This is a genomic window from Jannaschia pohangensis, assembly GCF_900113875.1.
GTDB classification, from domain to species: domain Bacteria; phylum Pseudomonadota; class Alphaproteobacteria; order Rhodobacterales; family Rhodobacteraceae; genus Jannaschia; species Jannaschia pohangensis.
The window spans coordinates 413,036-435,434 of sequence record NZ_FORA01000002.1 but is presented as its reverse complement, the minus strand read 5'-3'; the positions used below and the strand labels follow the sequence as shown (position 1 = coordinate 435,434).

Sequence of the window (22,399 nt, the reverse complement as noted above, 5' to 3'; positions counted from 1 at the left end):
TGCGTCAGGCGACCGTCGCGCGGCGCGATTGCGTGGTGGCCAGCGGGAACACCTTGGCGGGGTTCAGCAACCACTTCGGGTCGAAGACATCCTTGACGCGCATCTGCGCCTCCATGTCCTCGGCGGTGAACTGATGCCCCATCAGGTCGCGCTTTTCGATGCCGACGCCATGCTCGCCGGTCAGGCAACCGCCCACCTCGACGCAGAGCTTCAGGATCTCGGCCCCCATGTCTTCGCAAAGCTCCAGATCGCCCGGCTTGTTGGCGTCGTACATGATCAGCGGGTGCATGTTGCCGTCGCCCGCGTGGAACACGTTGCCGACGCGCAGGCCGTATTTCTGCGACAGCGCGGTGATCCCGGCCAGGACCCGGGGCAGCTCGCTCACCGGGATGGTCCCGTCGAGGCACATGTAGTCGCTGATCCGGCCTGTCGCGCCAAAGGCCGACTTGCGCCCCAGCCAGATCTTGGCGGCTTCGTCCGACGATTGGCTCTGGCGCAGTTCGACGGGGTCATGCCTGCGGGCAATCGCCTCGATCAGGGCCAGCTGTTCGTCGATCTCGGCCTCCGACCCCTCGACCTCGACGATCAGAAGGGCCTCGCAATCGGGATAGCCCGCGTGGGCATAATCCTCGACGATCCGGATGATGATCCGGTCCATGAATTCGATGGCCACCGGCAGGACGCCCGCCTTGATGATGTCGGCGACACAGGCTCCCGCCACCTCGAGCGAATCAAAGCCGATAAGGACGGGCCGCGCGCCCTCGGGCTTGGGCAAGATGCGCAACGTCGCCTCGGTCACGACGCCAAGCTGGCCTTCGGACCCACAGATGACGCCAAGCAGGTCCAGACCCGCCGCATCCATATGCGCGCCGCCGATCTCGACCACGGTACCGTCCATCTGCACGATGGTGACGCCCAGAAGGTTGTTGGTCGTCACCCCGTATTTCAGGCAATGCGCCCCGCCCGAATTCATCGCGATGTTGCCCGCGATGGCGCAGGCCAGCTGCGACGACGGGTCGGGGGCATAGAAGAACCCGTCCGCCTCGACCGCGCCGGTGACGCTCAGGTTGGTGCGTCCGGTCTGCACCCGGATGATGCGGTCGTCGTAATCGACCTCCAGCACATCGTTCATCCGCGCCACACCCAGGATGACGCAATCCGCCGTCGGCAGCGCGCCCCCAGCCAGCGAGGTGCCCGATCCGCGCGGCACCACCGGCACGCCCAGATCGTGACAGATGCGCAGCACGTCGGCCACTTCGCGAGTATTGCGCGGCAGAACGGCGGCCAACGGCGGGCACCGATAGGCCGTCAGCGCGTCGCATTCATAGGCGCGGGTTTCCTCGATGTCGTGGATGACGGCATCGGCGGGCAACACCTCGGACAGGCGGGCGACCAGAGTTGCCTTCTTGGCCAGGATGAACGGGTCGACTTTGGGCATTTCCATGGGCGATCTCCTCCGGCGGCCAAGATTGGTAAGATAATATAACCAATTTCCCAGAACGCAAGACCAATGCCGCCCTTGGCAGATATGAAAAGGGGGCGGATGACCGCCCCCTCAAATCCGTTCCAGTGCCCCGAAGGATCAGCGGATGCGTTCCGCCGACAGGGCGATGGCCTGCTGATAGACGGTCGCCGCGTTCCATTCGTTCAACACGCGGAAGTTCGGCGTGCCTTCGCTGAACGGCTGACCCGGCTGCCAGCCCTTCTGACGCAGGAAGTTGGCGGTCGAGGCCATGGCATCCGCCATGTTGTAGAAATCGACCCGCCCGTCGCCATTGCCGTCTTGGCCGTAGCGCAGCGCATTGCCCGGCAGGAACTGGGTATGCCCAAGCTCGCCGTGGGCGGCGCCGTTCTGGCCCACGGCCAGCATTCCGCGGTCGACCATCTGCAACGCGGCCAGCGCATGAGGCGTGAAGAAATCCGACCGGCGGCAGTCATAGGCCACCGTCAAGATCGAGGAGACGACATTCTCGTTCCCCATGTTGTTGCCGAAGCCCGTCTCCATCCCGTGGATCGCCAGCAGGATGCCGGCGGGCACGCCATACCGCTGCTCCAGCGACTGGAAGAAGGCGCGGTTCTGATCCAGCCGACGGGTCGCCTGCGAGGCAAAGCTGTCGAGGCTGCCCAGGCGGATGCGGATGAAGTCGTTGAGTGCATAGCGCACGCCGCGCTGGTTGCGGTCGGCGGCGATTGTGCGGGTGGCATAGCGCGCGCCCGACAGGGCCTGAAGGCCGCGCTGCCCGATGCCTGCGGCGCTGGCTTCCTGGGCGAATTGCTGTTTCCAGCTCTCCCATCCTCCGGCGTCGTTGCCGCAGGTGGCGGCAAGGGCCGGCGTGGCGGCGAGGGAAGCGATAACGGCAAGGGCGCGAAGCATGGGAATCTCCTGAAACAATGGCGCAGTTTGCCGAAGACTATCACGCTCTGCGCGCTCGGCAACGTTCCGCCGTCAGATTGGTTCGGCGAGGCGATGAAATGCCGCCAGATCGAGGGCGCGATTCAGATGGTCGGCCAACGCATCCAGCGTCGCCTCGACCCCCGCGCCATAGTCCATCGCGGAAGCCTGCGCGCCCAACCGGGCGAGGAAGGCGGCGCGAAAGGCATCCCCTTCGAACAGGCCGTGCAGATAGCAACCGCGCACCCGTCCGTCGCCACTGGCCGCCCCGATCGCCACGCCGTCGCGCAGCAGCCAGCCGTTCCGCGTATCGGGGCCTGTCGTCTCGCCCAGGTGGATCTCATAGCCCGACACGTCGGCCCCGCTGTCGCGGTCGCGGGCCGAGACGCGCGACAGGTGTTTCATCGGCTGCATCACCGTGGCCACATCCAGCAGGCCCAGGCCGGGCACTTCGCAGGGTGGCCCCTCGATCCCGCCCGGGTCGGCGATGGTCCGGCCCAGCATCTGATAGCCGCCGCAAATCCCCAACGTGTGACCGCCGCGCCGGTGATGCGCCATCAGGTCGATGTCCCACCCGTTGGCCCGAAACGCCGCCAGATCGGCAATCGTCGACTTCGATCCCGGGATCAGGATCAAGTCGCAGACGGGCAGGGGCGTGCCGGGGGCGATGACCTCGACCGACAGGGCGGGATCGGCGCTCAGCGGGTCGAGGTCGTCGAAATTCGCGATCCGGCCAAGTTTCGGCACCGCGATGCGAAACGCCCCGTCGCGCCGCGCCGACCGGATGTCGAGGATGTCTTCGGCTGGCAGGCGCCAGGCCGCGTCGAACCACGGGACCACACCCAGGGGCGCCCATCCCGTATGATCCGCAATCGCCGTCATCCCGTCGTCGAACAGGGTCACGTCGCCGCGGAACTTGTTGACGAGGAAGCCCTTGATCCGCGCGGCATCGGCGGGGTCCAGCACCGCCTTGGTGCCCACCAGCTGTGCGATGACGCCGCCCCGGTCGATATCACCGGCCAGAATGACGGGCACATCAGCGGCCTCGGCAAAGCCCATATTGGCAATGTCGCCCGCGCGCAGGTTGATTTCCGCCGGACTGCCTGCCCCCTCGATCACAACCAGATCGGCGTCGTGGGCCAGTCGGTGAAAACTGTCGAGACAGGCGGTCAGCAGTTGCGGTTTGAGTGCCGCGTAGTCCCGCGCCCGGACCGTCGTCAGGCGCTTGCCCTGCACGATGACCTGACTGCCCGTCTCGCTCTCGGGTTTCAGAAGGACGGGGTTCATGTCGACCATCGGCTCCACCCCGCAGGCCCGCGCCTGAAGCGCCTGCGCCCGCCCGATCTCGCCCCCGTCGGCGGTGACGGCGGCGTTGTTGGACATGTTCTGCGGCTTGAAGGGGCGCACGCGCAGGCCTTGCCGCGCGAAATGGCGGCATAGGCCCGCGACCAGCATCGACTTGCCGACGTTGGACCCCGCGCCCTGGATCATGATGGCCCGTGCCACGGGGGACCTAGCGGTCGGTCTTGGCCACGTCGCGCACGGCTGCGTCCACCGGGTCGCCCATGGCCTGCGGGTCGGCGGCGACGGGAAAGCCCGCCTCTTCCATCAGACGGTTGGACGCGGTCTCGATCCGCTCTTCCAGCAGGCCCATGAAGGTCGCCCGGTCCAGCCCCGGGGGGATCGGCTCCAGAAACTCGGCCACCGCCAGCCCCGGTTTGCGCAGGATGCCGCGCTTGGGCCAGAAGACACCGACATTGGTTGCCACGGGCACGCAGGGCTGACCCAGCAACTCATAAAGCGCGAAAGTCCCCACCTTGTAGGGCGCCTTGACACCCGGGGCCACGCGCGTGCCCTGCGGATAGATCAGCAGTTGGCCGCCATCGCGCTTGCCCGACTTCACTTCGGCCAGCATCAGGCGGATCGCCTCGGTCCGCTTGCCGCGATGCACGGGGATGCAGCCAAGCCGCAACGCATAGACGCCCAAGACCGGCGCAAAGCGCAGGATCGATTTCATGATGAAGAACGGACGGCTCAGGGGGTTCCAGATCAGGATGATATCGAGGAACGACTGGTGCTTGGCCGCCACCAGACACCCGCCCGTCGGCACCTCGCCCCGGATCTCGGTGCGCAGGCCCGTGATGGCGGCCAGCATCCGGAGCGTCGTGCTCGCATAGGCGTCGCAACCGGCCCGCGCCCCCTCGGGCGAGGCGATGGCCCAGGGCGCATAGAGCAGCCCGCAGATCGGCATCCAGATATACATCAGCAGGTTGAAGAACATCGATTTGACGTGCTGCATCGCGGGCTCCTATTCGAAACGGACCAGCGCGCGGAAGGCCGCACGGCGGGTGGCAAAAAAGGCCATGAGGCCCGCAAAGAAAGGGATCAGCACCGGCATCAGCCAGCCCACACCGCGATAGCCGAGGCCGGTCAGAAAGCCGCCCGCCGTTTCCGCCTCGGGCAGGAAGGCGATGGTGACAAGCCCCGCGACCGTGCCGAAGGCCGCCCCGGCGGCGGCGCGCAGGGTGAAGCGGCGGGTGAAGGCGCGCGCGACATAGGCATCCTGCGCCCCGATCAGACGCAGAACCCGGATGATCTGCGCATTGGCCGACAGGGCCGATTGCGCGGCCAGCGTCACCACGGCGGCCAGCGTCGCGGCGATCAAGGCCAGGGCCGACCAGCCCAGGGTGCGCAGCCCGCCCGCCGCCCGCACCAGCGGCTCGCGCCAGCGGCCGTGGTCGTCCAGAACGGCGCCCGGCACCTCGGCCACCAGGCGCAGGCGCAGGCCCTCGACGTCCAGATCGCCGTCCTGCACCACCTCGACCAGACGCGGCAGCGGCAAACGGTCGAGCGGCAGGTCCGTGCCAAGCCAGGGGGCCAGCAGCGCCTTCTGGTCGTCGGCATCCAGCGCGCGCGCCGTCTCGACCCCTTCGGTCGTGCCGAGCAGGGTCAGTACGGCGGCCACCTGCGCATCGGCCTGCGCGTCTGGTGCGGTGATGCGGATGGTCACGGCCTGCGCCAGGTCCGCCTCCCAGGTCGCGGCAAGTCGCCCGGTCGCCAGCGCGAGCGCCATTGCGAAGACCGCCAGATAGGCCATCGTGGCGGCGGCGAAGACGGTCAGCCAGACGGTCTGGCCCGTGGGCGGGACCACGCGGTCGGCCTGCCAGTCGCCGAACATCCGGTCCATCAGATGGGTGACCAGCCGGTTGAGAAGAAGGCGCAGGCGGCTCACAATTCGGCCCCCGCCGTGGTCAGCGTGCCACCGGCCAGCCGCAGGACGCGCGCCGCCACCAGCGGCTTGGCCGCCCGGATCAGCGCCAGATCGTGCGTCGCGACAAGGATGGTCTTGCCCAGTTTGTTCAGCTCGGCCAGCAGGGCCAGCAGGCGCTGCGACATCTCCCAATCGATGTTGCCCGTCGGCTCGTCGGCGATGATGACATCGGGGTCCATGATGATCGCGCGGGCCAGGGCCGCGCGCTGACGCTCCCCTCCGGACAATTGCGGCGGCGTGGCATTGGCCCTGTTGGCCAGCCCGACCCAGCCCAGCAGTTGATCCAGGTTCGTGGCCTCCGCCGCAGGATCGCGCCCCGCCACCGTCAGCGGCAGGGCGACATTGTCGCGCACCGTCAGATGATCGACGAACTGGCAATCCTGATGCACCACGCCGATCCGCCGCCTGAGCCGCGCCAGGCCGTCGCGGCCAACCTGTCGGCTGTCGCGCCCGTCCAGCAGGACCGCGCCCTTGGTCGGTTTCAGCTCGCCGTAGCAGAGTTTGAGCAGGGTCGACTTGCCCGCGCCGGACGGCCCGGTCAGGAACTGGAACGAGCCCGGCGCAAAGGCCGTGGTCAGATCGCTGAGCAATCCGGTTCCGTCATAGGAATATCCTGCGCCCTGAAGCTCGATCACGAAGTGGTCCCCGTTGCGTTCCGGCGCTTGTGCCCCAGCCATGATTTCGACGCAATCCGCGTTGATCTATGCCCAAAGGTCACAAATCGCGCCGGGTGGTCCTCCCTCAGGGTTGACACTTTGTTGTCAATCGGGCGCGGTAATGGGAATTGTTCCGCCGCCGGAAAGAATGACGAGACAGCAGCGAATGCGCATCACCTGCCCCAATTGCCAAGCCAAATACGAAGTCGGCCAGGACATGATCCCCGCGGAAGGTCGGGATGTGCAATGTTCGAATTGCGGGACCACCTGGTTTCAGGAAGGCCGGGGCCGTGAGGCACTGCCACCGGGCGAGCGCCGCCGCCCCAGCCGTCCCCTCCCGCGCGAAGAAGCGGATGCGAATGCCAACGCCCGCGCCGCCAGGCCCCAACGGCCCACACCCGATGCCGAAACCCTCGACATCCTGCGCGAGGAACGGGAACGCGCCGAGCGTCTGCGCTCCGGTGCCAAGCAGACCTCGACCGGCGTGCCCGACGCAGAGATCATGGACGAAGGCGATCCGCGCGCCGTTGCCGCGGCCGAACGTTCCCGTCTGAACAGTGCGGCGGAGCGCGCGCGAGGCCGTCGTCAATCGACAGTCCTGCCCCAGTCCAATGACGAGCAATCGGACGACGACATCGCGGATGTCATCGCCGAAACCCTCCGCGCGGCCAATCCGGCCTCCGACGGGGCCTCCGACACATCCTCCGATGGATCGGCGGGCGAAGCGCTGGCCGCCGCCGCCGCCCCCTTGTCGGCCCGTGCGGCGCGCAAGGAACTGCTGCCCGATATCGAAGAGATCAATTCGTCCCTGCGCCCCGATGAGCGCGCCGCCGAAGCCGCCGCAGAAGCGGGCGAGGTCGACGACGCCGAGGAAGTGGAACCCCGGCAGAAGCGCATGTCCGGCTTCCGGATCGGGTTCGTCGTGGCCTTCCTGGTGATCGTGATCCTGATCGCGGTCTATGTCTTCGCCGATCAGATCGCGGCCGCCGCGCCGCAACTCGGCGACATCCTGACCAACTACGTGGCCTGGGTCGATGCGCAGCGCGTCTCGCTTGCCTCCGGGGTCGAGGCGTTGACGGATTCGATCTCGCCCGATCCCTAGGATGCCATCTTCTCCAGCGTTGCCATCGCCGCAAGATAGGGGCCGGGGCCCCGGCTGATCCGCGCAACGCCGACGCCCGTCAGGGGGGACAGATCCGCCGTCAGTTCCGTCACCATCACGTTGACCGGCAAGGCGACCGCATCGCAGACCCGCGCCACCAGGTCGGGCGCGGTCAGCCCGGGCACGAAGAACCCATCGGCGCCCGCCGCCGCATAGGCCTGCCCCCGAGCGATCACTTCGGGCAACAGGTCGGCGTGGACCGTATCCTTTGCGGCTTTCAACACGACATCGGTGCGGGCGTTCAGGAACAGTTTGACGCCCCGGTTGCGGATGGCGGCGATCCGTGCGAGCTGCGCCGCGATCCCGATCAGGCCCGGGCCGTCTATCACCTGATCCTCCAGGTTGACGCCGCTGGCCCCGCCCCCCTCCACCCGCATCACATTCGCGGCCACCGCATCGGACGTGTCACCGTATCCCGCCTCAACGTCGACGCTGACCGGCAGGTCCGTCGCCGCGGCCAGTGTTTCGGTCAGGGCGATCAGCGCGTCAAACGTGACGGCCTGCCCATCGGGCAACCCGCGGGCTGCGGCGACGGCCCAACTGCTGGTCGCGATGGCCCTGGCGCCGACACGCGCCACGGCGGTGGCACTGCCCGCGTCCCAGACATTGCAGAGGATCAGCGGATCACCGCGCCGGTGCAGGGCGTGCAGGCGGGCGATCCTGTCGGTCATTTTGGTCATTCGGGGCGTCCTTCAGAGAGATATTGCGCTTCGATTTCAAGCAACCGCTGCTTGCGCCAAAGCCCGCCACCGTATCCGGTCAGCGCGCCATCCGCCCCGATCACCCGGTGACAGGGCACGAGCAGCGCGATCTGGTTGGTGCCGTTCGCGCGGGCCACGGCGCGCACGGCCTCGGGTCGGCCAATGTCGCGGGCAAGGCGGGAATAACTCCGGGTCTCGCCTGCCGGAATCGCGCGCAGGGCGTCCCAGACGATCCGGGCAAACGCGCTGCCGTCCAGATGGAGCGGTGTTTCGAACCTCGCACTCCGTCCCTCGAAAAAGGCGGCCAATTCGCCGCGCAGTTGCCGCGTCGGATCGGTGGGTCCCAACCCGAGCGCGCCCTTCGTCGCCGTGCGCAGGCGTCGCAATTCGGCGGGCAAGGCGGGGCGGTCCACGAACTCCAGAAGGTGCAGATGCGTCCGGCTGGACACCGCCACCATGTCGCCCAGCGGCGTGGCGATCCAGTCGGCCCAGAGCAGCGGGTCGGACGACAGCGCCCCGGGCGCGCATCCCAGCAATCGCGCAAAGGCCACGCGGAAGGCGGCGGGCGATTCGAACCCCGCCGCATGTTGCGCGGCGATGACCCGGTCGCCGTCCGCCAGCGCCGAAACCCCCAATGACACGCGCCGTTGTCGCGCCAGTTGCAGGAAGGTCATGGCGAAATGCCGCTGAAACGCGCGCCGCACCGTCGACGGATCGAACCCCATGCGGGCCACGGCCGTCTCGGTCCACCGGCGGTCGGGGTCGGCGTCGACGGCGGCCAGAAGGCGGGTCACGGCGGGATCGGCCTGCGCCACGGGGGCCAGCGGATGGCACCGCTTGCAGGGGCGGAAACCGGCGCTCAGGCAATCGGCGGTCCTTGGGTGAAAGGTGCAATTCTCGCGCCTCGGTTTACGCGCGGGGCAGGTCAGCCGACAGAAGATGCCGGTTGTCGCGACGCAGACGAAGGCCTGTCCGTCAAAGCGGTCGTCCCGCGCGATCAGGGCGCGGTACAGGGTATCATCATCGGGCAGGTCGAACAGCATGGGCCTGAATAGCCCGGCCCGACGGCGCGTGCCGCCGGAAATCGGGCGTCTATTTCGGAATGTCGGACGTCAGAACCGATCGAGCAGGCGCCGCAGGTAGTCGAGTTCCAGCTGCGGGCGTTCCCGCTCGCCGGAGCGGCGGCGAATCTCGTCCATCAGGTCGCGCGCGCGGCGTTGTGCGTCCGGACCGTCGAGCATGTTTTCCCCGGTGCCAAGCTGGCTGCCCTGACCGGATTGCCGCCCGAGCGGGTCGCGGTCGATGCCGCGCGCGCCGCGGGGCTGACCCTGTCCGTCTGCGCCGCCCTGCTGCTGCTCGCCTTCGGGCGCGCGATCGCCGGCAAGGGCGCGGCCCAACTCCTGCATCCCGTCGCGCAGCGCATCCATCGCCCGGCTCTGGTCGTCGAGGGCGCCGCCCAGGTTGCCGTCGGCCAGGTCTTCCTCGGCGTCGCGCATGGCGTCTTCGGCGCGGCCCAGGGCGTCACGGGCGGCGTCGCCCGCTTCGGTTCCGGCTCCGGGCAGGCCACGCCGCAGGGCGTCGATGCCCTGACGGAGCGCCTGCTGACGATCCGCAAGGCTGCCGCCCTGACCCTGTGCCTGACCCTGCTCGCGTCCGCCGCCGCCCTGTCCGGGCTGATCGGAGGGGCGACCTTCACCCTGCTGGCCGGGTTGGCCGGGACCGGATTGCTGGCCCTGGCCGTCCTGTTGACCCTGACCCTGCTGGCCTTGTTGTCCTTGCTGGCCCTGCTGCCCTTGTTGGCCCTGCTGCCCCTGCTCGCCGAACTGCTCCTGCAATTCACGGAAGGCCTCGTCGCTCAGCTCCTGCTGGTCGCGCAGGGATTCGCGCAGCTCGTCCATGGCCTGCTGACCCTCGCCCGGCTCGCCCTGACCGCCGCCCTGGCCTTGGGTCACCTGCATGTTCTCCATCATTTCCTGAAGCTGTCGCAGCAATTCCTGCGCCTCGGCGGTGCGGCCCTGCGCCATCAACTCTTCGATGCGCTGCATCATCTGGTCGAGCATGTCCGGCGTGATTTCCTGCGTCTCGCCCTGAGCCTGCTGCTGTTGCTGGCCCTGCTGACCCTGTTGCGCCAACTGGCGGGTATAGTCGTCCATCGCCTGCCGCATCTCGGCCATCAGGCGCTGGATTTCCTCGGGCGAGGCCCCCTGACGGATCGCCTCGCTCAGCCGCTCCTGGGCCTCCCGCAGACGGGCTAGGGCGGAGTCGAGCGACCCGTCCTCGATCCGCACGGCGGCCTGCCAGAGCATTTCGGCAATCTCGTCCCGGCTCTCGATGGTCAGCGGACCTTCGTCCAGCCGCCGGATCGCCATCCGGGTGATCAGATAGGCGGTCGGGTTGTTCCACGTCCCGTCCGCCTTCCACGTCACCGACCTCAGCAGGCGCGCGACGCGGTCGCGGTTGGCGCGGGACCAGTTCAGATCGCGGCGCTGCTCGATCAGGGCGGCGGCGACCGGATCATAGAACGCGCGCCCCGGCAGGATCATCGTGCCCAGATGTGTCCCCTCCTGCCCGGCGGCGTCGCGCACCAGCAGGGTGACGGTGACGGGCATCCCGGCCAGCGGGTGACGGGTCAGATCCTCGCGGAAGATTTCCTCGATCTCCGTCCGGTCGCCCGAGATCGGCAGGGCCAGGTCGAATGTCTCGGAGTCGCGGGGTTCCGGCTCGATCGCCAGGCCATGGGCGCGGTCCGACGCCTCGGGGTCGAGGGCCAGCGTCACTTCGCCAAAGGTGATCCCGAAATCGTCCCGGGCCTGCCATGGGATCAGGATCTGATCGGGATGCTCGTAAACCGCTTCGCCGTTCAGCGAGACTTCGGGCATTGCATCCGGCGTCGCCGTCAAGGTCCAGAGCGGCGCATCCTCGACCCCGTCGACGGTCAGCGTGCCCGACTGGGTGACGGTGAATTCCTGCAGTGCTTCGGACGGGTCGACCACGTCGCGCCCCGACACGGTTTCGGTGACCGACAGCGCGCCCACTTCGCCATAAAGGCGCATGATGACTCGCGTGCCCTGCGGCACTTCGACGGGTCCGGGCGCGATATCGTTGAGGTAGAGCGTCGGCAGACCGGTGTGGCGCGGCGGCTCGAGCCAGCCTTCCCAAGCGGGACCGGCGGCGACCTGCTCGGCGACACCGGGCAGGTCGGGCATCACCGGCGCGCGCCAGAGCGTGCCGAACATCAGCGCGACGGCGGCCAGCAGCACGGCCATGTAGCGCAGCGCATAGGGATCGCGCCGCGACACGCGCAGGTCGGGGGGCACGGGTTTCGCACCCGCCAGCCGTTCGGCCATGCGCCGCCGATGCGCGGCCCAGACATCCGCCGCCCCGGCATCGCCCGCCCCGATGGCCATGTCGTCGTCCAGAGTGGCCAGCGGTTGACCCGGCAGGGTGGCGTCCAGCCGCGTCCGCGCTTCGCCCGCCGTGGGCGCCCGAAAGCCGCGCAGACCCAAACCGGCCAGGACCAGCGCAAGAATGCCAAGGCCCACAACGGCCAGCAATTCCGCCGCATCCGGCATGAGCCCCGACGCCCAGACCGCCAGCGCGGCGAACCCCGCCGTCCACGCAGGCCAGAACGCACGGGTGATCCGTTCGGCCCAAAGGCCCATCCGGGTCAGCCAGAGCTGGCGCGTCACGTCGGGTCGTTTGTCGGCCACCGGGGTCCCCTTGATGTGGTCGTTTCCCTCAACCTAGTGTCAGTCGAGCCATTCGGGAATGGTATCTCTCGAAATCATCTCGTCAAAGGTGGGGCGAGCGCGGATCACCGCGTAGTGATCGCCCTGGACCAGCACCTCGGGGACCAGCGGGCGGGAGTTGTATTCGCTTGCCATAACAGAGCCATAGGCCCCTGCCGACCGGAACGCGATCAGGTCGCCTGACCCGACCTGCGGCATATGGCGGCCCTTGGCGAAGGTGTCGCCGCTTTCGCAGACCGGCCCGACGATGTCATAGGGCTGCTGCTCGGCGCCCGGCGCGGGTTCGATGACCGGGACGATGTCGTGATGCGCGCCGTACATCGCCGGGCGGATCAGGTCGTTCATTGCGGCATCCACGATCAGGAAATCGCGGCCCTCGCCCTCCTTGATGAAAATGGTCTGCGTCATCAGGATGCCCGCATTGCCCGCGATCAGCCGCCCCGGCTCGATCTCGATCTCGCAGCCGAGGTGCCCGACTTCCTCCTGGATGACCTGCCCGTATTCCTGCGGCACCGGCGGGGCGAGGTTCGACCGCGCATAGGGAATGCCAAGGCCCCCGCCCAGATCCAGCCGCTCGATGCTGTGCCCGTCCGCGCGCAGCGCTTCGGTCAGGTCGGCCACCTTGCGGTACGCCTGCCGAAAGGGGTCGAGGTCGACCAGTTGCGAGCCGATATGCACGTCGATCCCCACCACCCGCAGCCCGGGCAGCGTCGCGATCTCGGCATAGACGGCGCGGGCCTTGGCGATCGGGATGCCGAACTTGTTCTCGGACTTGCCGGTGGCGATCTTCTCGTGGGTCTTGGCGTCCACGTCCGGGTTCACGCGCACGGTCACGGGCACGGTCACGCCCATCTCGGTGGCGATGCGCGACAGAAGGCGCATCTCGGGCTCGCTCTCGAGATTGATCTGGCGCACGCCGCCCGCAAGCACGTGGCGCATTTCGGTCTCGGTCTTGCCGATGCCGGAAAACACGATCCGGTCGCCTGGCACGCCCGCGGCGCGGGCGCGGCGGTATTCGCCCTCCGACACGACATCCATCCCCGCGCCCGCATCACCCAGCAGTTTCAGGATGGCGACATTGCTCGCCGCCTTGACCGCATAGCAGACCAGATGCGGCCCCCAGGCCAGTGCATCGTCGAACAGCTTGAAATGCCGCAGCAGGGTGGCGGCGGAATAGACATAGGCCGGGGTGCCGACATGCCGCGCAATCTCGGTCAAGGGCACGTCTTCGGCGTGCAGCACACCGTCGCGATACAGGAAGTGGTCCATCAACGGCTCCGCAGAAACAGGTAGAGCGGCAGGCCAAGCGACACGCCGACGAAATAGGTGGCGGGAATGGCGACAAGGCCGAGCCAGCGCTTCGTGCTCCAGCATTCCCAGACGATCCAGACCGTCAGGGTGATGGCCGCCACCGTCAGATCCCAGACAAGCCCGCTGGCCGCGTCGTTCACATGCCAGGCGTCGATCATCGCGCCCAGGTCCCAGTCGTTGGCCGACAGCCAGGGCAGGAAATACCGCATGGGCAGGATCACGCCCGCCACGCAGAGCAGAAGCCAGATGATGCGGATCGGTTTCATGTCGGCCTCCGGGATTCAGGGTCGCGTTCCCTTATCCGACCCGGTGGCCGGTGGAAACTGCCCAGACGCGGGGCCCGCCGCGTCCACGATGCCGCAGGGGGCGCGAACCGCCCGGAAACGCTGCGACACTATGTTGCGCGGCGATTGACCTGTCTGGCGGCCACCCGCATATGAAGGCAGGCTTTTTCACATCCCGGAAGGAACGGCACCGATGACCGATACGACACGCGAAACGATGGATTACGATGTCGTCATTGTGGGCGCCGGACCTGCCGGCCTGTCGGCTGCGATCCGGCTCAAGCAGCTGGACGCGGATCTGTCGGTCGTGGTTCTGGAAAAGGGCTCCGAAGTGGGGGCGCACATCCTGTCGGGAGCGGTTCTGGACACTGCGGGCATCGATCAGCTGATCCCCGACTGGAAGGAAAAGGGCGCGCCGATCACCGTGCCCGTGACCTCCGATGCATTCTATATTCTGGGCGAGGCGGGGAAGGTTCGCGTCCCCAATGCGGTCATGCCGCCCCTGATGAACAACCACGGCAATTACATCGTCTCCATGGGCAACGTCTGCCGCTGGATGGCCGAACAGGCCGAGGCGCTTGGCGTCGAAGTCTTCCCGGGCATGTCCTGCTCCGAACTGGTTTACGGCGACAACGGCGAAGTCAGGGGCGTCGTGGCCGGCGAATTCGGCAAGAACCCCGACGGCACCCACGGCCCCAACTATGAGCCGGGGATGGAGCTGCACGGCAAATACGTCTTCCTGGGCGAAGGCGTGCGCGGCAGCCTGTCCAAGCAGGTCATCGCCAAATACGAGTTGGACGCCAAGAGCGAGCCGCAGAAATACGGCCTCGGCATGAAGGAAATCTGGGAGATCGACCCCGAAAAGCATCGCCCCGGCAAGGTCGTTCACACCATGGGCTGGCCGCTTGGCAAGAACGCGGGCGGCGGGTCGTTCATCTATCACCTCGACAACAACCAGGTCTACGTGGGCTTTGTCGTCCACCTGAATTACCGCAACCCGCACCTGTTCCCCTACATGGAATTCCAGCGGTTCAAGCATCACCCGATGGTCGCCGACCTGCTCGAGGGCGGCAAGCGCGTGGCCTACGGCGCGCGTGCCATCACCGAAGGCGGCTGGCAGTCGATGCCGAAACTGGAATTCCCGGGCGGCGCGCTTCTGGGCTGTGCCGCAGGCATGGTCAACGTGCCGCGCATCAAGGGCAACCACAACGCCATGCTGTCGGGCATCGCCGCCGCCGAAGCCGCCTTTGCCGCGATCCAGGCCGGGCGGGGTGGCGACCTTCTGGACGGCTACGAGGCGCTGGTCCGCACCGGTCCGATCGCCAAGGATCTCAAGCGCGTCCAGAACGTCAAACCGCTCTGGTCCAAGCACGGGCTGATCGCATCGCTCATGGCGGGCGGGGCCGACATGTGGGTGGCCAACGTGACCGGCTGGAACCCGCTTGGCGCGATGCACCACGGAAAGACCGACGCCGCCGCCACCGAAGAGGCCTCCAAGCACAAGCCCATCGACTATCCCAAGCCCGATGGCGTGCTGTCTTTCGACCGGCTGACCAACGTCGCCTTCAGCTTCACCAACCACGAAGAAAGCCAGCCCGCGCATCTGACCCTCAAGGATGCGGATGTGCCGGTGAAGGTGAACCTGCCAAAATACGCCGGTCCGTCGGCGCGATATTGCCCGGCGGGGGTCTACGAATTCGTGGGCGAGGGCGCTGATACCCGGTTCCAGATCAACTTCCAGAACTGCGTTCACTGCAAGACCTGCGACATCAAGGACCCCAGTCAGAACATCGTCTGGACCACGCCGCAGGGTGGCGACGGGCCGAATTACCCCAACATGTGACGCTCCACGGCGGTCACATCCTTGAAAGACGTGCGCCTTGCGGCAGGGCGCGCGTTGCATCCGAGCGCTTGCACCCCTAGCTTGATCGAAACCCATGCGAAGACCCGCCTGAAAGGGGTTCTTGATGTTTCGATCGCTTTTGCTGGCCGCCACGCTCCTGACACCCATGGCCGCCACGGCCCAGGGGATCGCGGGGCCGTATCTCGCGGCGCGGATCGCCGGCTATTCCAACGACTATGCGGCGGCGGGCGAGTATTACGCCCGGCTCATGCGGCGCGACGAGGCGACGGCCGGTGTCCTGGAGAACGCCGTCATCATCTTCTCGGTCCTCGGGCGTTTCGACAAGGCGGTCGAGGCCGCCGATGCCTTGGCCGCCGCAGGCCAGCCCAGCCAGTTCAGCGACAGCGCCCGAATGGTCACGCTCCTGCGCGACGGCAACTTCTCCGAGGCTCCGGCCCTGCTCGAAGAGGACGGCGTCGGGGGCGCGCTTCTGGACGGGTTGCTCGCCGCCTGGATCGCCGCCGGCGCGGGCGAGATGAACGAGGCCCTTGCCGCCTTCGACACGATGGCCGAGGCCGAGGGTTTTGCCACCTTCGCCTATCAGCACAAGGCTCTCGCCCTGGCGCTGGCCGGCGATTACGAGGGTGCGGACGAGATCTTCTCGGGGCGCGCCCATGGCCCGCTCAGCGCCAACACCCGGATGATCGCCGCCCACGTGCAGGTGCTGGTCCAACTGGACCGCGCCGACGATGCCCGCGAATTGCTGACCCAGGCCAATGAGGCGACCAACAGCCCCATGCTGGAGGATTTGGCCCGCCGCCTCGACGCGGGCGCGCCCGTGCCCTTCGACATGGTCCGGAGCGCGACCGACGGCGCGGCCGAGGCCTATTTCACCCTTGCCGCCCTTCTGGTGGGCGAAAGCTCGACCACCTTCACCCTGCTCAACGCCCGGGCGGCCGTCGCGCTGCGCCCCGACCATGTCGACGGCCTTATCCTTGTCTCCAATCTGTTGGAGCAGCAGGGCCAATACGATCTGGCCAACGACGTCCTGGCTACCGTGCCCTCTGACGATCCGTCCTTCTTCGGGGCGGAAATCGCCCGGGGCGAGGTGCTGCTGTCCGCCGACAAGACCGAAGCCGCACTCGAGGTGTTCCAGGCCCTTACCCGCTCCCACGGCGACGAACCCTCCGTCTGGCTGGCCTATTCCGATGCGCTGCGCAGGCTTGAGCGCTTCGAGGAAGCCGCCGCGGGCTATGATCGCACCATCGAGATGCAGGGCGAGATCACGCCCCGCGACTGGTTCCTGTACTATGCCCGCGGCATCGCCCGCGAACGGACCGGCGATTGGGAGGGGGCCGAGTCCGACTTCCGTCGCGCGCTGGAGTTGAACCCCGAAGACCCGAACGTGCTGAACTACCTGGGCTATGGCCTGGTGGAGCAGCGGATGAAGCTGGACGAGGCGCTCGACATGATCGAACGCGCGGTCGCGGGGCGGCCCGACGACGGCTACATCACCGACTCCCTCGGGTGGGTCCTCTATCGCCTCGGTCGCTACGAAGAGGCGGTCGCCCCGATGGAGCGGGCCGTGGAACTGCGCCCGCTCGATCCGCTCATCAACGACCATCTGGGCGACGTGCTCTGGACCGTGGGCCGCCAGCGCGAGGCGGAATTCCAGTGGAAGCGCGCCCTCAGCCTCGACCCCGAAGAGCAGGAGGACCGCATTCGCCGCAAGCTGGAAGTCGGCCTCGACGTCGTGCTCGAGGAAGAGGGCGGCGCAGGCCCGATCGAGGCGGCAAACGAGTGAGCGAGGCCCTTCGGGGCTTTGCGCCCGCCAAGGTCAACCTGACGCTGCATGTGACGGGGCGGCGCGCCGACGGCTATCACCTGCTCGACTCGCTGGTGGCCTTCGCCGATGTGGGCGATGGCCTTTCGGTCTCGCCCGGTGACGCGTTGCGGGTGACCGGCCCCTTCGCCGCCGGCGTCCCCACCGACGACACGAACCTGATCCGCCGCGCGCTGGCCCTGGCCGGTCAGCCCCGCGCCGTCACCCTGACCAAGGCGCTGCCCCACCCTGCAGGCATCGGCGGCGGGTCCTCGGATGCCGCCGCCGCCCTGCGCCTCGTCGGGGCCGATCCCGGGGTCGCGGCGCTGCTGACCCTCGGGGCCGATGTTCCCGTCTGCATGGGCGCGCGCGCGGCCCGGATGCGCGGCATCGGCGGCGCGGTCGACCCGGTGACCCTGCCGCGTCTGCACGGCGTTCTGGTCAACCCCGGCCTTGCGGTGCCCACGGGCGCGGTCTTTGCCCGTATGGCGACCGCCGACAACGCGGGCCACGGTGATCTGCCCCACTGGCCCGATGCGACGGCGTTGACGGACTGGCTGTCGGCGCAACGCAACGACCTTGAAACCCCGGCCCTTGCCATAGCACCGGGCATCGCGGATGTGCTGTCCGCCCTGCGGCAGGCGGGCGCGTCCCTGGCCCGGATGTCGGGGTCGGGGGCCACATGCTTCGGTCTTTGGCCCAGCCGGATCGCGGCCGAGGACGCGGCCCAAAGCATGGCGCGCGGCGGCTGGTGGGTGCAGGCCTGCAGCCTGTTCTAGGTCGCGCCGTTAACGAAAAATTAAGTTAATCAGTTGTTTACGGTTACCCATGGGTAACCCCACGTGCGGGGTAACCCGAGCCTCAGTTGGCCCGCGCCACCACGTAGTCCGCCAGATCGGCCAACATCCCGCGCAACTCGCTTTCGGGCAGGCGCATCAAGGCCGCCTTCGCCCGGTCGCGCCAGGCCAGCGCCTCCAGCCGGGTCTCCTCCAGCGTGCCATGCCGCGCCAGGATGGCGCGCGCCCGGTCCAGGTCGTCGGCCTTCCCTTGCTCAAGTGCCGCCTTCCAGAAGGCCCGCTCCTCCGCGTCGCCCCGTGCTACGGCGCGGATGACGGGCAGGGTCAATTTGCCCTCGCGGAAATCGTCGCCCAGGTTCTTGCCGATCCCTTCGCCCGCCCCGCCATAATCCAGCCAGTCGTCGACGATCTGAAACGACACGCCAAGCGCGTCGCCGAATTCGGCCAGCGCCGCGACGTGATCTTCGGACGCATCCGCCACGACACCTCCCACCTTGCAGGCCGCCTCGAACAGGGCGGCGGTCTTGCCGCGCACCACCTTGATATAGGTCTCTTCCGTGGTCGCCAGATTGCGCGCGGCGGTCAGTTGCAGGACCTCGCCCTCGGCAATCGTTGCCGCCGCTCCGGCCAGGATGTCGAGGATGCGAAGCGATCCGCATTCGACCATCAGCTGGAACGACCGCGCGAACAGGTAATCGCCGACCAGAACGCTCGACTGATTGTCCCACAGCAGGTTCGCCGTCGGACGCCCGCGCCGCTGCGCGCTCTCGTCGACCACGTCGTCGTGCAGCAGCGTCGCGGTGTGGATGAACTCCACCGTCGCGGCCAGCTTGATGTGATCGCCGCCGTCGTATCCGCACAGCCGCGCCGCCGCGAGGGTCAGAAGGGGACGCACCCGCTTGCCCCCGGCCTCGACCAGATGGGCGGTGACCTCGGGGATGCGGGGGGCATGTTCGCTGGCCATCCGGGTGCGGATCAGGGTGCCCACGGCCTCCATGTCGTCCGACAGGGCGGCGGCGAGTCTCTCGTGCGGCTTGATCGCGGTGGCGTCGGTCATGCGGTCCCTATCTCGACAAGGGGGGCCGTCGCCCCTAGCTGTCCAGACATGAAAGAACTGTTGCGCACCAACGACCCTACGGTCATCGCCTTCGCCACGGCCCTGCTGGACGGCGAGGGTATAGAGTGCTTCGTGCTGGATGCAAATATCTCCGCGCTCGAAGGATCCATCGGCATTCTGCCCCGTCGCATGATGGTGGCCGACCGTGACCTGTTCATGGCGCGGGCCGCGATGCGCGACAACGACATCGCCGTCACCGAATGAATGACGCGCCCGCGCTGACCCGCGACGCCTTTCTGGGCGGGCGTTTGCAGCTTTGGCAACCGGCCCGGGGGTTTCGCGCGGGCTCTGACGCGGTGCTTGTGGCGGCGGCCTGTCCGGCGGTGGCGGGGCAAAGCGTGCTCGATTTGGGGTGCGGTGTGGGCGCTGCGATGTATTGTCTCGCCGCCCGTATTCCGGGCCTGTCGCTGACCGGGGTGGAGCGGGATGGAGCCACGGCGGACCTTGCCCGGCGCAACGGTCCGGCTGATGTGGTGACGGGCGATATCTTCGACAGTCTTCCGACCCTCAAACGCTCCTTCGATCACGTGATCTGCAATCCGCCCTACTTTCCCGCCGGGGCGGGGTCGGCGGCGCAGGACACCTCGCGCGAGACAGCACTGCGCGAAACGGAGGCAGGCGCGGTCAGTCTTTGGGCACAGGCGGCCTGTCGCCGGGTCACGATGAAGGGAAGCGTCACCTTCATCCTGCGCGCCGACCGCCTGGCGGATGTCCTGACGCCGATGGCCGAGCGTCTTGGCGGGCTGATCGTCCTGCCGATTGCCGGGCGGGCCGGAACCCCCGCAAATCGCGTCATTCTTCAAGGTCGCAAGGGCGCGCGCGCGCCCCTTCGCCTGTTGCCGCCCTTCGTGCTGCACGAGGGCGCGGCGCATACGGGCGACCGTGACAGCCATACCGACGCGGCCCAGGCCGTGCTGCGGCACGCAGAGGCGCTCCCGTTAAGCTAATTCAAATGCGCTGCAACATTCCGCCGAGGTGACATCAAAAGACGTGACAGGTGCATGACACTTGTGGTGCACTGATCTCACCCAAAACATCAGAGGAGAAGTCCATGTCGCTCACGTCCCATCTGACGGAACTGCGGAAGAAGCATGATGTCCTTTCTCGACAGGTCGAGGAGGAGGCGCGCAGCCCCGCCATCGACAGCATCGCTCTGACCGAGATGAAGAAGCGCAAACTGGCGATCAAGCAGCAGATCGAAAAGCTGACGAGCGCTGCGTCGCACTGACCTCGACCCTGATCCGACACGATGGCCCGCCCGACCGGCGGGCCTTTTTCGTTGCGCGCAGCGGGTGGCCGGTCAGGGCATCCGGATCATGTCGCGGCCCGTGCGGTGGTCGATCAGACGCGCCGCCTCTTCGGCCAGCCAGTCGAGGAAGGCGCGGGTGGCGGGGCGGGTCTCGGCCCCGAGCGGACATAGCACGCGGAAGCTGGCGCGAGGCATGAGCGCCGTGGGAAACGGCGCGACCAGCTGGCCTTGCCGCAACGCGGCCTCGCCCAGGGTGACGCGCCCCAGAACGACACCGGCCCCTGATTGGGCGGCGTCGATGGCGTGGTCGGCCTGACTGAAATGCGTGCCGTGCAGGCCCGAGGCGTCCAGATCGTGAACCCCGAGCCAGTCGGACCAATCGACTGAATTCTTCAGAAAGGCGAGGGAATCGTCAAAGATGATATTGGCGTCCAGAAGGCTTTGGGGTGTCGGGAAGCGCGCGGCCAGGTCGGGGTGCATCATCGGCGTCACCCATTCCTCGATCGTCAGCGCGCGGTAAAGACCGTCGTCGCGGGCATCGTCGTCGGGGCCGAAGCGGATCGCGATGTCGATGTCGTCGGTGCGAAAGTCCAGCATCCGCAAGGTCGCCGCAAAGCGCAGTTCGATTTCCGGATGGCGCCCGGCGAAGTTGAACAGACGGGGCGCCAGCCATTTCGAGGTGAAGGCGGGGCCGGCCGTAACGGTCAGGATCCCGCTGTCGAGCGTGCGCTTGGCCGCGCGCCACCCGACGCTGAGCGACTGGAACCCCTCGGAGGCATGCGGGGCAAGGGCCGCCCCGGCCTCGGTCAGCTCCACCCGGCGGTTCAGGCGACGGAAGAGCGGCGCGCCCAGATGATCCTCCAGCGACTTGATCTGAAACGACAGGGCCGCCGGGGTCACGTTCAATTCGCCCGCAGCCGCCTGAAACGACAGGTGGCGGGCGGCGGCCTCGAAGGCGCGTAGGGCGGTCAGCGGGGGCAGGCGATCCGTCATAGTCAGTTAAGTAATACTTGTCCGATGGTTTGGAAAGTCTCGTTTGTAAGTTGTGATCGGGATCATCATATTGAGATCAACAAGAGACACTTTACCATAAGGAATACCCGATATGTTCGAGACGCATACCTCCACCACCTATGACGAAGCCTTTGCCCGCGCCCGCCGTGAGCGTGCCGAAGCCTTCCGCGCGATGTTCAGCTTCTTCCGCCTGCCATCGGCCCGTCCGCTGCGCGGGATGCGCGCGGCCTGATCGACGTCGCCGACAAAAAGGCCCGGCCCCATGGATTTGGGACCGGGCCTTTTCATGTGACGGCGATGCGCCTCAGCTCATGTACTGGCCGCCGTTGGCCGACAGGGTCGAGCCGGTGATGAAGCCCGCGTCGTCCGACGCAAGGAAGGCCACGGCGCGCGCGATTTCCGACGCCTCGCCCAGGCGACCGACGGGGATCTGCGGCAGGATCACCTCGTTCATCACCTTTTCGGGGATCGTGCTCATCATTTCGGTGTTGATGTAGCCGGGGGCCACGACGTTCACGGTGATTCCGGCGCGCGCACCTTCCTGAGCCAGCGCCTTGGTAAAGCCGATGTCGGCGGCCTTGGTGGCGGCATAGTTGGCCTGAGCGAACTGGCCCTTTTGCCCGTTGATCGAGCTGATGGTAACGATGCGCCCGAACTTGCGCTCCCGCATGCCGTTCCAGACGTTGTGGGTCATGTTGAAGACGCCGTTCAGGTTGGTGTCCATGACCTCGTGCCAATGCTGTGGCGTCATCTTGTGGAAGGGCGCGTCGCGGGTGATGCCCGCGTTGTTGACCAGGATGTCGACGGGGCCGAGGTCGGCCTCGATCTGGGCGATCCCGGCCTTGCAGGCCTCGTAATCGCCGACGTTCCACTTGTAGGTCTTGATGCCGGTTTCCTTGGTGAAGGCCGCGGCCTTCTCGTCGTTGCCGGCATAGGTCGCGGCGACGGTGCAGCCCTGGGCCTTGAGCGCCTCGGAAATGGCCGCGCCGATTCCGCGCGACCCCCCGGTGACGAGTGCGATGCGAGTCATT

22 protein-coding genes are annotated in these 22,399 nt (G+C 67.5%); 8 read left to right on the top strand and 14 right to left on the bottom strand.

Annotated elements, in window-relative coordinates:
• Positions 1-4: 4 nt before the first annotated feature.
• The 6 genes from BM002_RS09145 to BM002_RS09120 form a co-directional block, all read right to left on the bottom strand.
• The gene (locus BM002_RS09145; RefSeq protein ID WP_092779704.1) at positions 5-1,444 is read right to left on the bottom strand and encodes an FAD-linked oxidase C-terminal domain-containing protein; all 1,440 of its coding nucleotides are present in this window, start codon (positions 1,442-1,444) and stop codon (positions 5-7) included.
• A 138-nt stretch (positions 1,445-1,582) separates the two neighbouring features.
• Positions 1,583-2,374, bottom strand: a complete 792-nt coding sequence (locus BM002_RS09140; RefSeq protein ID WP_092779702.1) for a lytic murein transglycosylase — start codon at positions 2,372-2,374, stop codon at positions 1,583-1,585.
• Between the two features lie 72 nt (positions 2,375-2,446).
• Complete coding sequence (locus tag BM002_RS09135) at positions 2,447-3,898, bottom strand: cobyric acid synthase (RefSeq protein ID WP_092779700.1); 1,452 nt, start codon at positions 3,896-3,898, stop codon at positions 2,447-2,449.
• 7 nt (positions 3,899-3,905) lie between these two features.
• Positions 3,906-4,691 (bottom strand): lysophospholipid acyltransferase family protein, encoded by a 786-nt coding sequence (locus BM002_RS09130; protein WP_092779698.1) that lies wholly within the window; start codon positions 4,689-4,691, stop codon positions 3,906-3,908.
• Between the two features lie 9 nt (positions 4,692-4,700).
• A complete protein-coding gene (locus BM002_RS09125) occupies positions 4,701-5,579 on the bottom strand; it encodes a cell division protein FtsX (RefSeq protein WP_092780546.1) in 879 nt (292 codons plus the stop codon).
• Between the two features lie 41 nt (positions 5,580-5,620).
• Positions 5,621-6,298: a cell division ATP-binding protein FtsE gene (locus BM002_RS09120; RefSeq protein ID WP_092780543.1), complete on the bottom strand. Its 678-nt coding sequence runs from the start codon at positions 6,296-6,298 to the stop codon at positions 5,621-5,623.
• Positions 6,299-6,440: 142 nt separating this feature from the next.
• Here BM002_RS09120 and BM002_RS09115 point away from each other — a divergent pair, with 142 nt between their 5' ends.
• Positions 6,441-7,421, top strand: a complete 981-nt coding sequence (locus BM002_RS09115; RefSeq protein WP_425431837.1) for a zinc-ribbon domain-containing protein — start codon at positions 6,441-6,443, stop codon at positions 7,419-7,421.
• On the opposite strand, the gene BM002_RS09110 is transcribed toward BM002_RS09115, so the two are convergent.
• The 5 genes from BM002_RS09110 to BM002_RS09090 all read right to left on the bottom strand — a co-directional run bounded on the left by BM002_RS09110 (position 7,418) and on the right by BM002_RS09090 (position 13,508).
• Positions 7,418-8,161: an isocitrate lyase/PEP mutase family protein gene (locus BM002_RS09110; RefSeq protein WP_217641164.1), complete on the bottom strand. Its 744-nt coding sequence runs from the start codon at positions 8,159-8,161 to the stop codon at positions 7,418-7,420. The two genes, BM002_RS09115 and BM002_RS09110, sit on opposite strands and share 4 nt — an antisense overlap.
• Entirely contained in the window at positions 8,158-9,225 is a 1,068-nt protein-coding gene (locus tag BM002_RS09105; RefSeq protein WP_092779694.1) for a bifunctional transcriptional activator/DNA repair enzyme AdaA, read from the bottom strand. The genes BM002_RS09110 and BM002_RS09105 overlap by 4 nt, the downstream gene beginning before the upstream one ends.
• A gap of 69 nt (positions 9,226-9,294) precedes the next feature.
• A complete protein-coding gene (locus BM002_RS09100) occupies positions 9,295-11,892 on the bottom strand; it encodes a DUF4175 domain-containing protein (RefSeq protein WP_342707310.1) in 2,598 nt (865 codons plus the stop codon).
• Positions 11,893-11,931: 39 nt separating this feature from the next.
• Positions 11,932-13,200 carry a diaminopimelate decarboxylase gene (gene lysA, locus BM002_RS09095; RefSeq protein WP_092779692.1) on the bottom strand — a complete coding sequence of 423 codons (1,269 nt, stop codon included), beginning with the start codon at positions 13,198-13,200 and terminating at the stop codon, positions 11,932-11,934.
• Positions 13,200-13,508 carry a DUF2834 domain-containing protein gene (locus BM002_RS09090; RefSeq protein WP_092779690.1) on the bottom strand — a complete coding sequence of 103 codons (309 nt, stop codon included), beginning with the start codon at positions 13,506-13,508 and terminating at the stop codon, positions 13,200-13,202. Before BM002_RS09090 ends, lysA begins: the two co-directional genes overlap by 1 nt.
• Before the next feature lie 211 nt (positions 13,509-13,719).
• On the opposite strand from BM002_RS09090, the gene BM002_RS09085 reads away from it, so the two are divergent.
• The 3 genes from BM002_RS09085 (at position 13,720) to BM002_RS09075 (ending at position 17,970) form a co-directional block, all read left to right on the top strand.
• Positions 13,720-15,369, top strand: coding sequence for an electron transfer flavoprotein-ubiquinone oxidoreductase (locus BM002_RS09085; protein WP_092779688.1), 1,650 nt, complete (start codon positions 13,720-13,722; stop codon positions 15,367-15,369).
• 124 nt (positions 15,370-15,493) lie between these two features.
• Positions 15,494-17,173 carry a tetratricopeptide repeat protein gene (locus BM002_RS09080; RefSeq protein ID WP_092779686.1) on the top strand — a complete coding sequence of 560 codons (1,680 nt, stop codon included), beginning with the start codon at positions 15,494-15,496 and terminating at the stop codon, positions 17,171-17,173.
• Positions 17,170-17,970 carry a 4-(cytidine 5'-diphospho)-2-C-methyl-D-erythritol kinase gene (locus BM002_RS09075; RefSeq protein WP_092779684.1) on the top strand — a complete coding sequence of 267 codons (801 nt, stop codon included), beginning with the start codon at positions 17,170-17,172 and terminating at the stop codon, positions 17,968-17,970. The genes BM002_RS09080 and BM002_RS09075 overlap by 4 nt, the downstream gene beginning before the upstream one ends.
• Before the next feature lie 82 nt (positions 17,971-18,052).
• Here BM002_RS09075 and BM002_RS09070 read toward each other — a convergent pair whose 3' ends face one another.
• Positions 18,053-19,045 (bottom strand): polyprenyl synthetase family protein, encoded by a 993-nt coding sequence (locus tag BM002_RS09070; protein WP_092779682.1) that lies wholly within the window; start codon positions 19,043-19,045, stop codon positions 18,053-18,055.
• Between the two features lie 48 nt (positions 19,046-19,093).
• Between BM002_RS09070 and BM002_RS09065 the strand changes: the two genes are divergently transcribed.
• The 3 genes from BM002_RS09065 (at position 19,094) to BM002_RS09055 (ending at position 20,333) form a co-directional block, all read left to right on the top strand.
• Entirely contained in the window at positions 19,094-19,309 is a 216-nt protein-coding gene (locus BM002_RS09065) for a putative signal transducing protein (RefSeq protein WP_092779680.1), read from the top strand.
• On the top strand, positions 19,306-20,052 hold the full coding sequence (locus tag BM002_RS09060) for a tRNA1(Val) (adenine(37)-N6)-methyltransferase (RefSeq protein WP_092779678.1): 747 nt from the start codon (positions 19,306-19,308) through the stop codon (positions 20,050-20,052). Before BM002_RS09065 ends, BM002_RS09060 begins: the two co-directional genes overlap by 4 nt.
• A 104-nt stretch (positions 20,053-20,156) precedes the next feature.
• Positions 20,157-20,333 carry a YdcH family protein gene (locus BM002_RS09055; RefSeq protein WP_092779676.1) on the top strand — a complete coding sequence of 59 codons (177 nt, stop codon included), beginning with the start codon at positions 20,157-20,159 and terminating at the stop codon, positions 20,331-20,333.
• Positions 20,334-20,405: 72 nt separating this feature from the next.
• On the opposite strand, the gene BM002_RS09050 is transcribed toward BM002_RS09055, so the two are convergent.
• Entirely contained in the window at positions 20,406-21,347 is a 942-nt protein-coding gene (locus BM002_RS09050) for a LysR substrate-binding domain-containing protein (protein WP_092779674.1), read from the bottom strand.
• Between the two features lie 112 nt (positions 21,348-21,459).
• Between BM002_RS09050 and BM002_RS19285 the strand changes: the two genes are divergently transcribed.
• The gene (locus tag BM002_RS19285) at positions 21,460-21,600 is read left to right on the top strand and encodes a hypothetical protein (protein ID WP_175484846.1); all 141 of its coding nucleotides are present in this window, start codon (positions 21,460-21,462) and stop codon (positions 21,598-21,600) included.
• Between the two features lie 72 nt (positions 21,601-21,672).
• On the opposite strand, the gene phbB is transcribed toward BM002_RS19285, so the two are convergent.
• The gene (gene phbB, locus BM002_RS09045; protein WP_092779672.1) at positions 21,673-22,398 is read right to left on the bottom strand and encodes an acetoacetyl-CoA reductase; all 726 of its coding nucleotides are present in this window, start codon (positions 22,396-22,398) and stop codon (positions 21,673-21,675) included.
• Position 22,399: the final 1 nt, after the last annotated feature.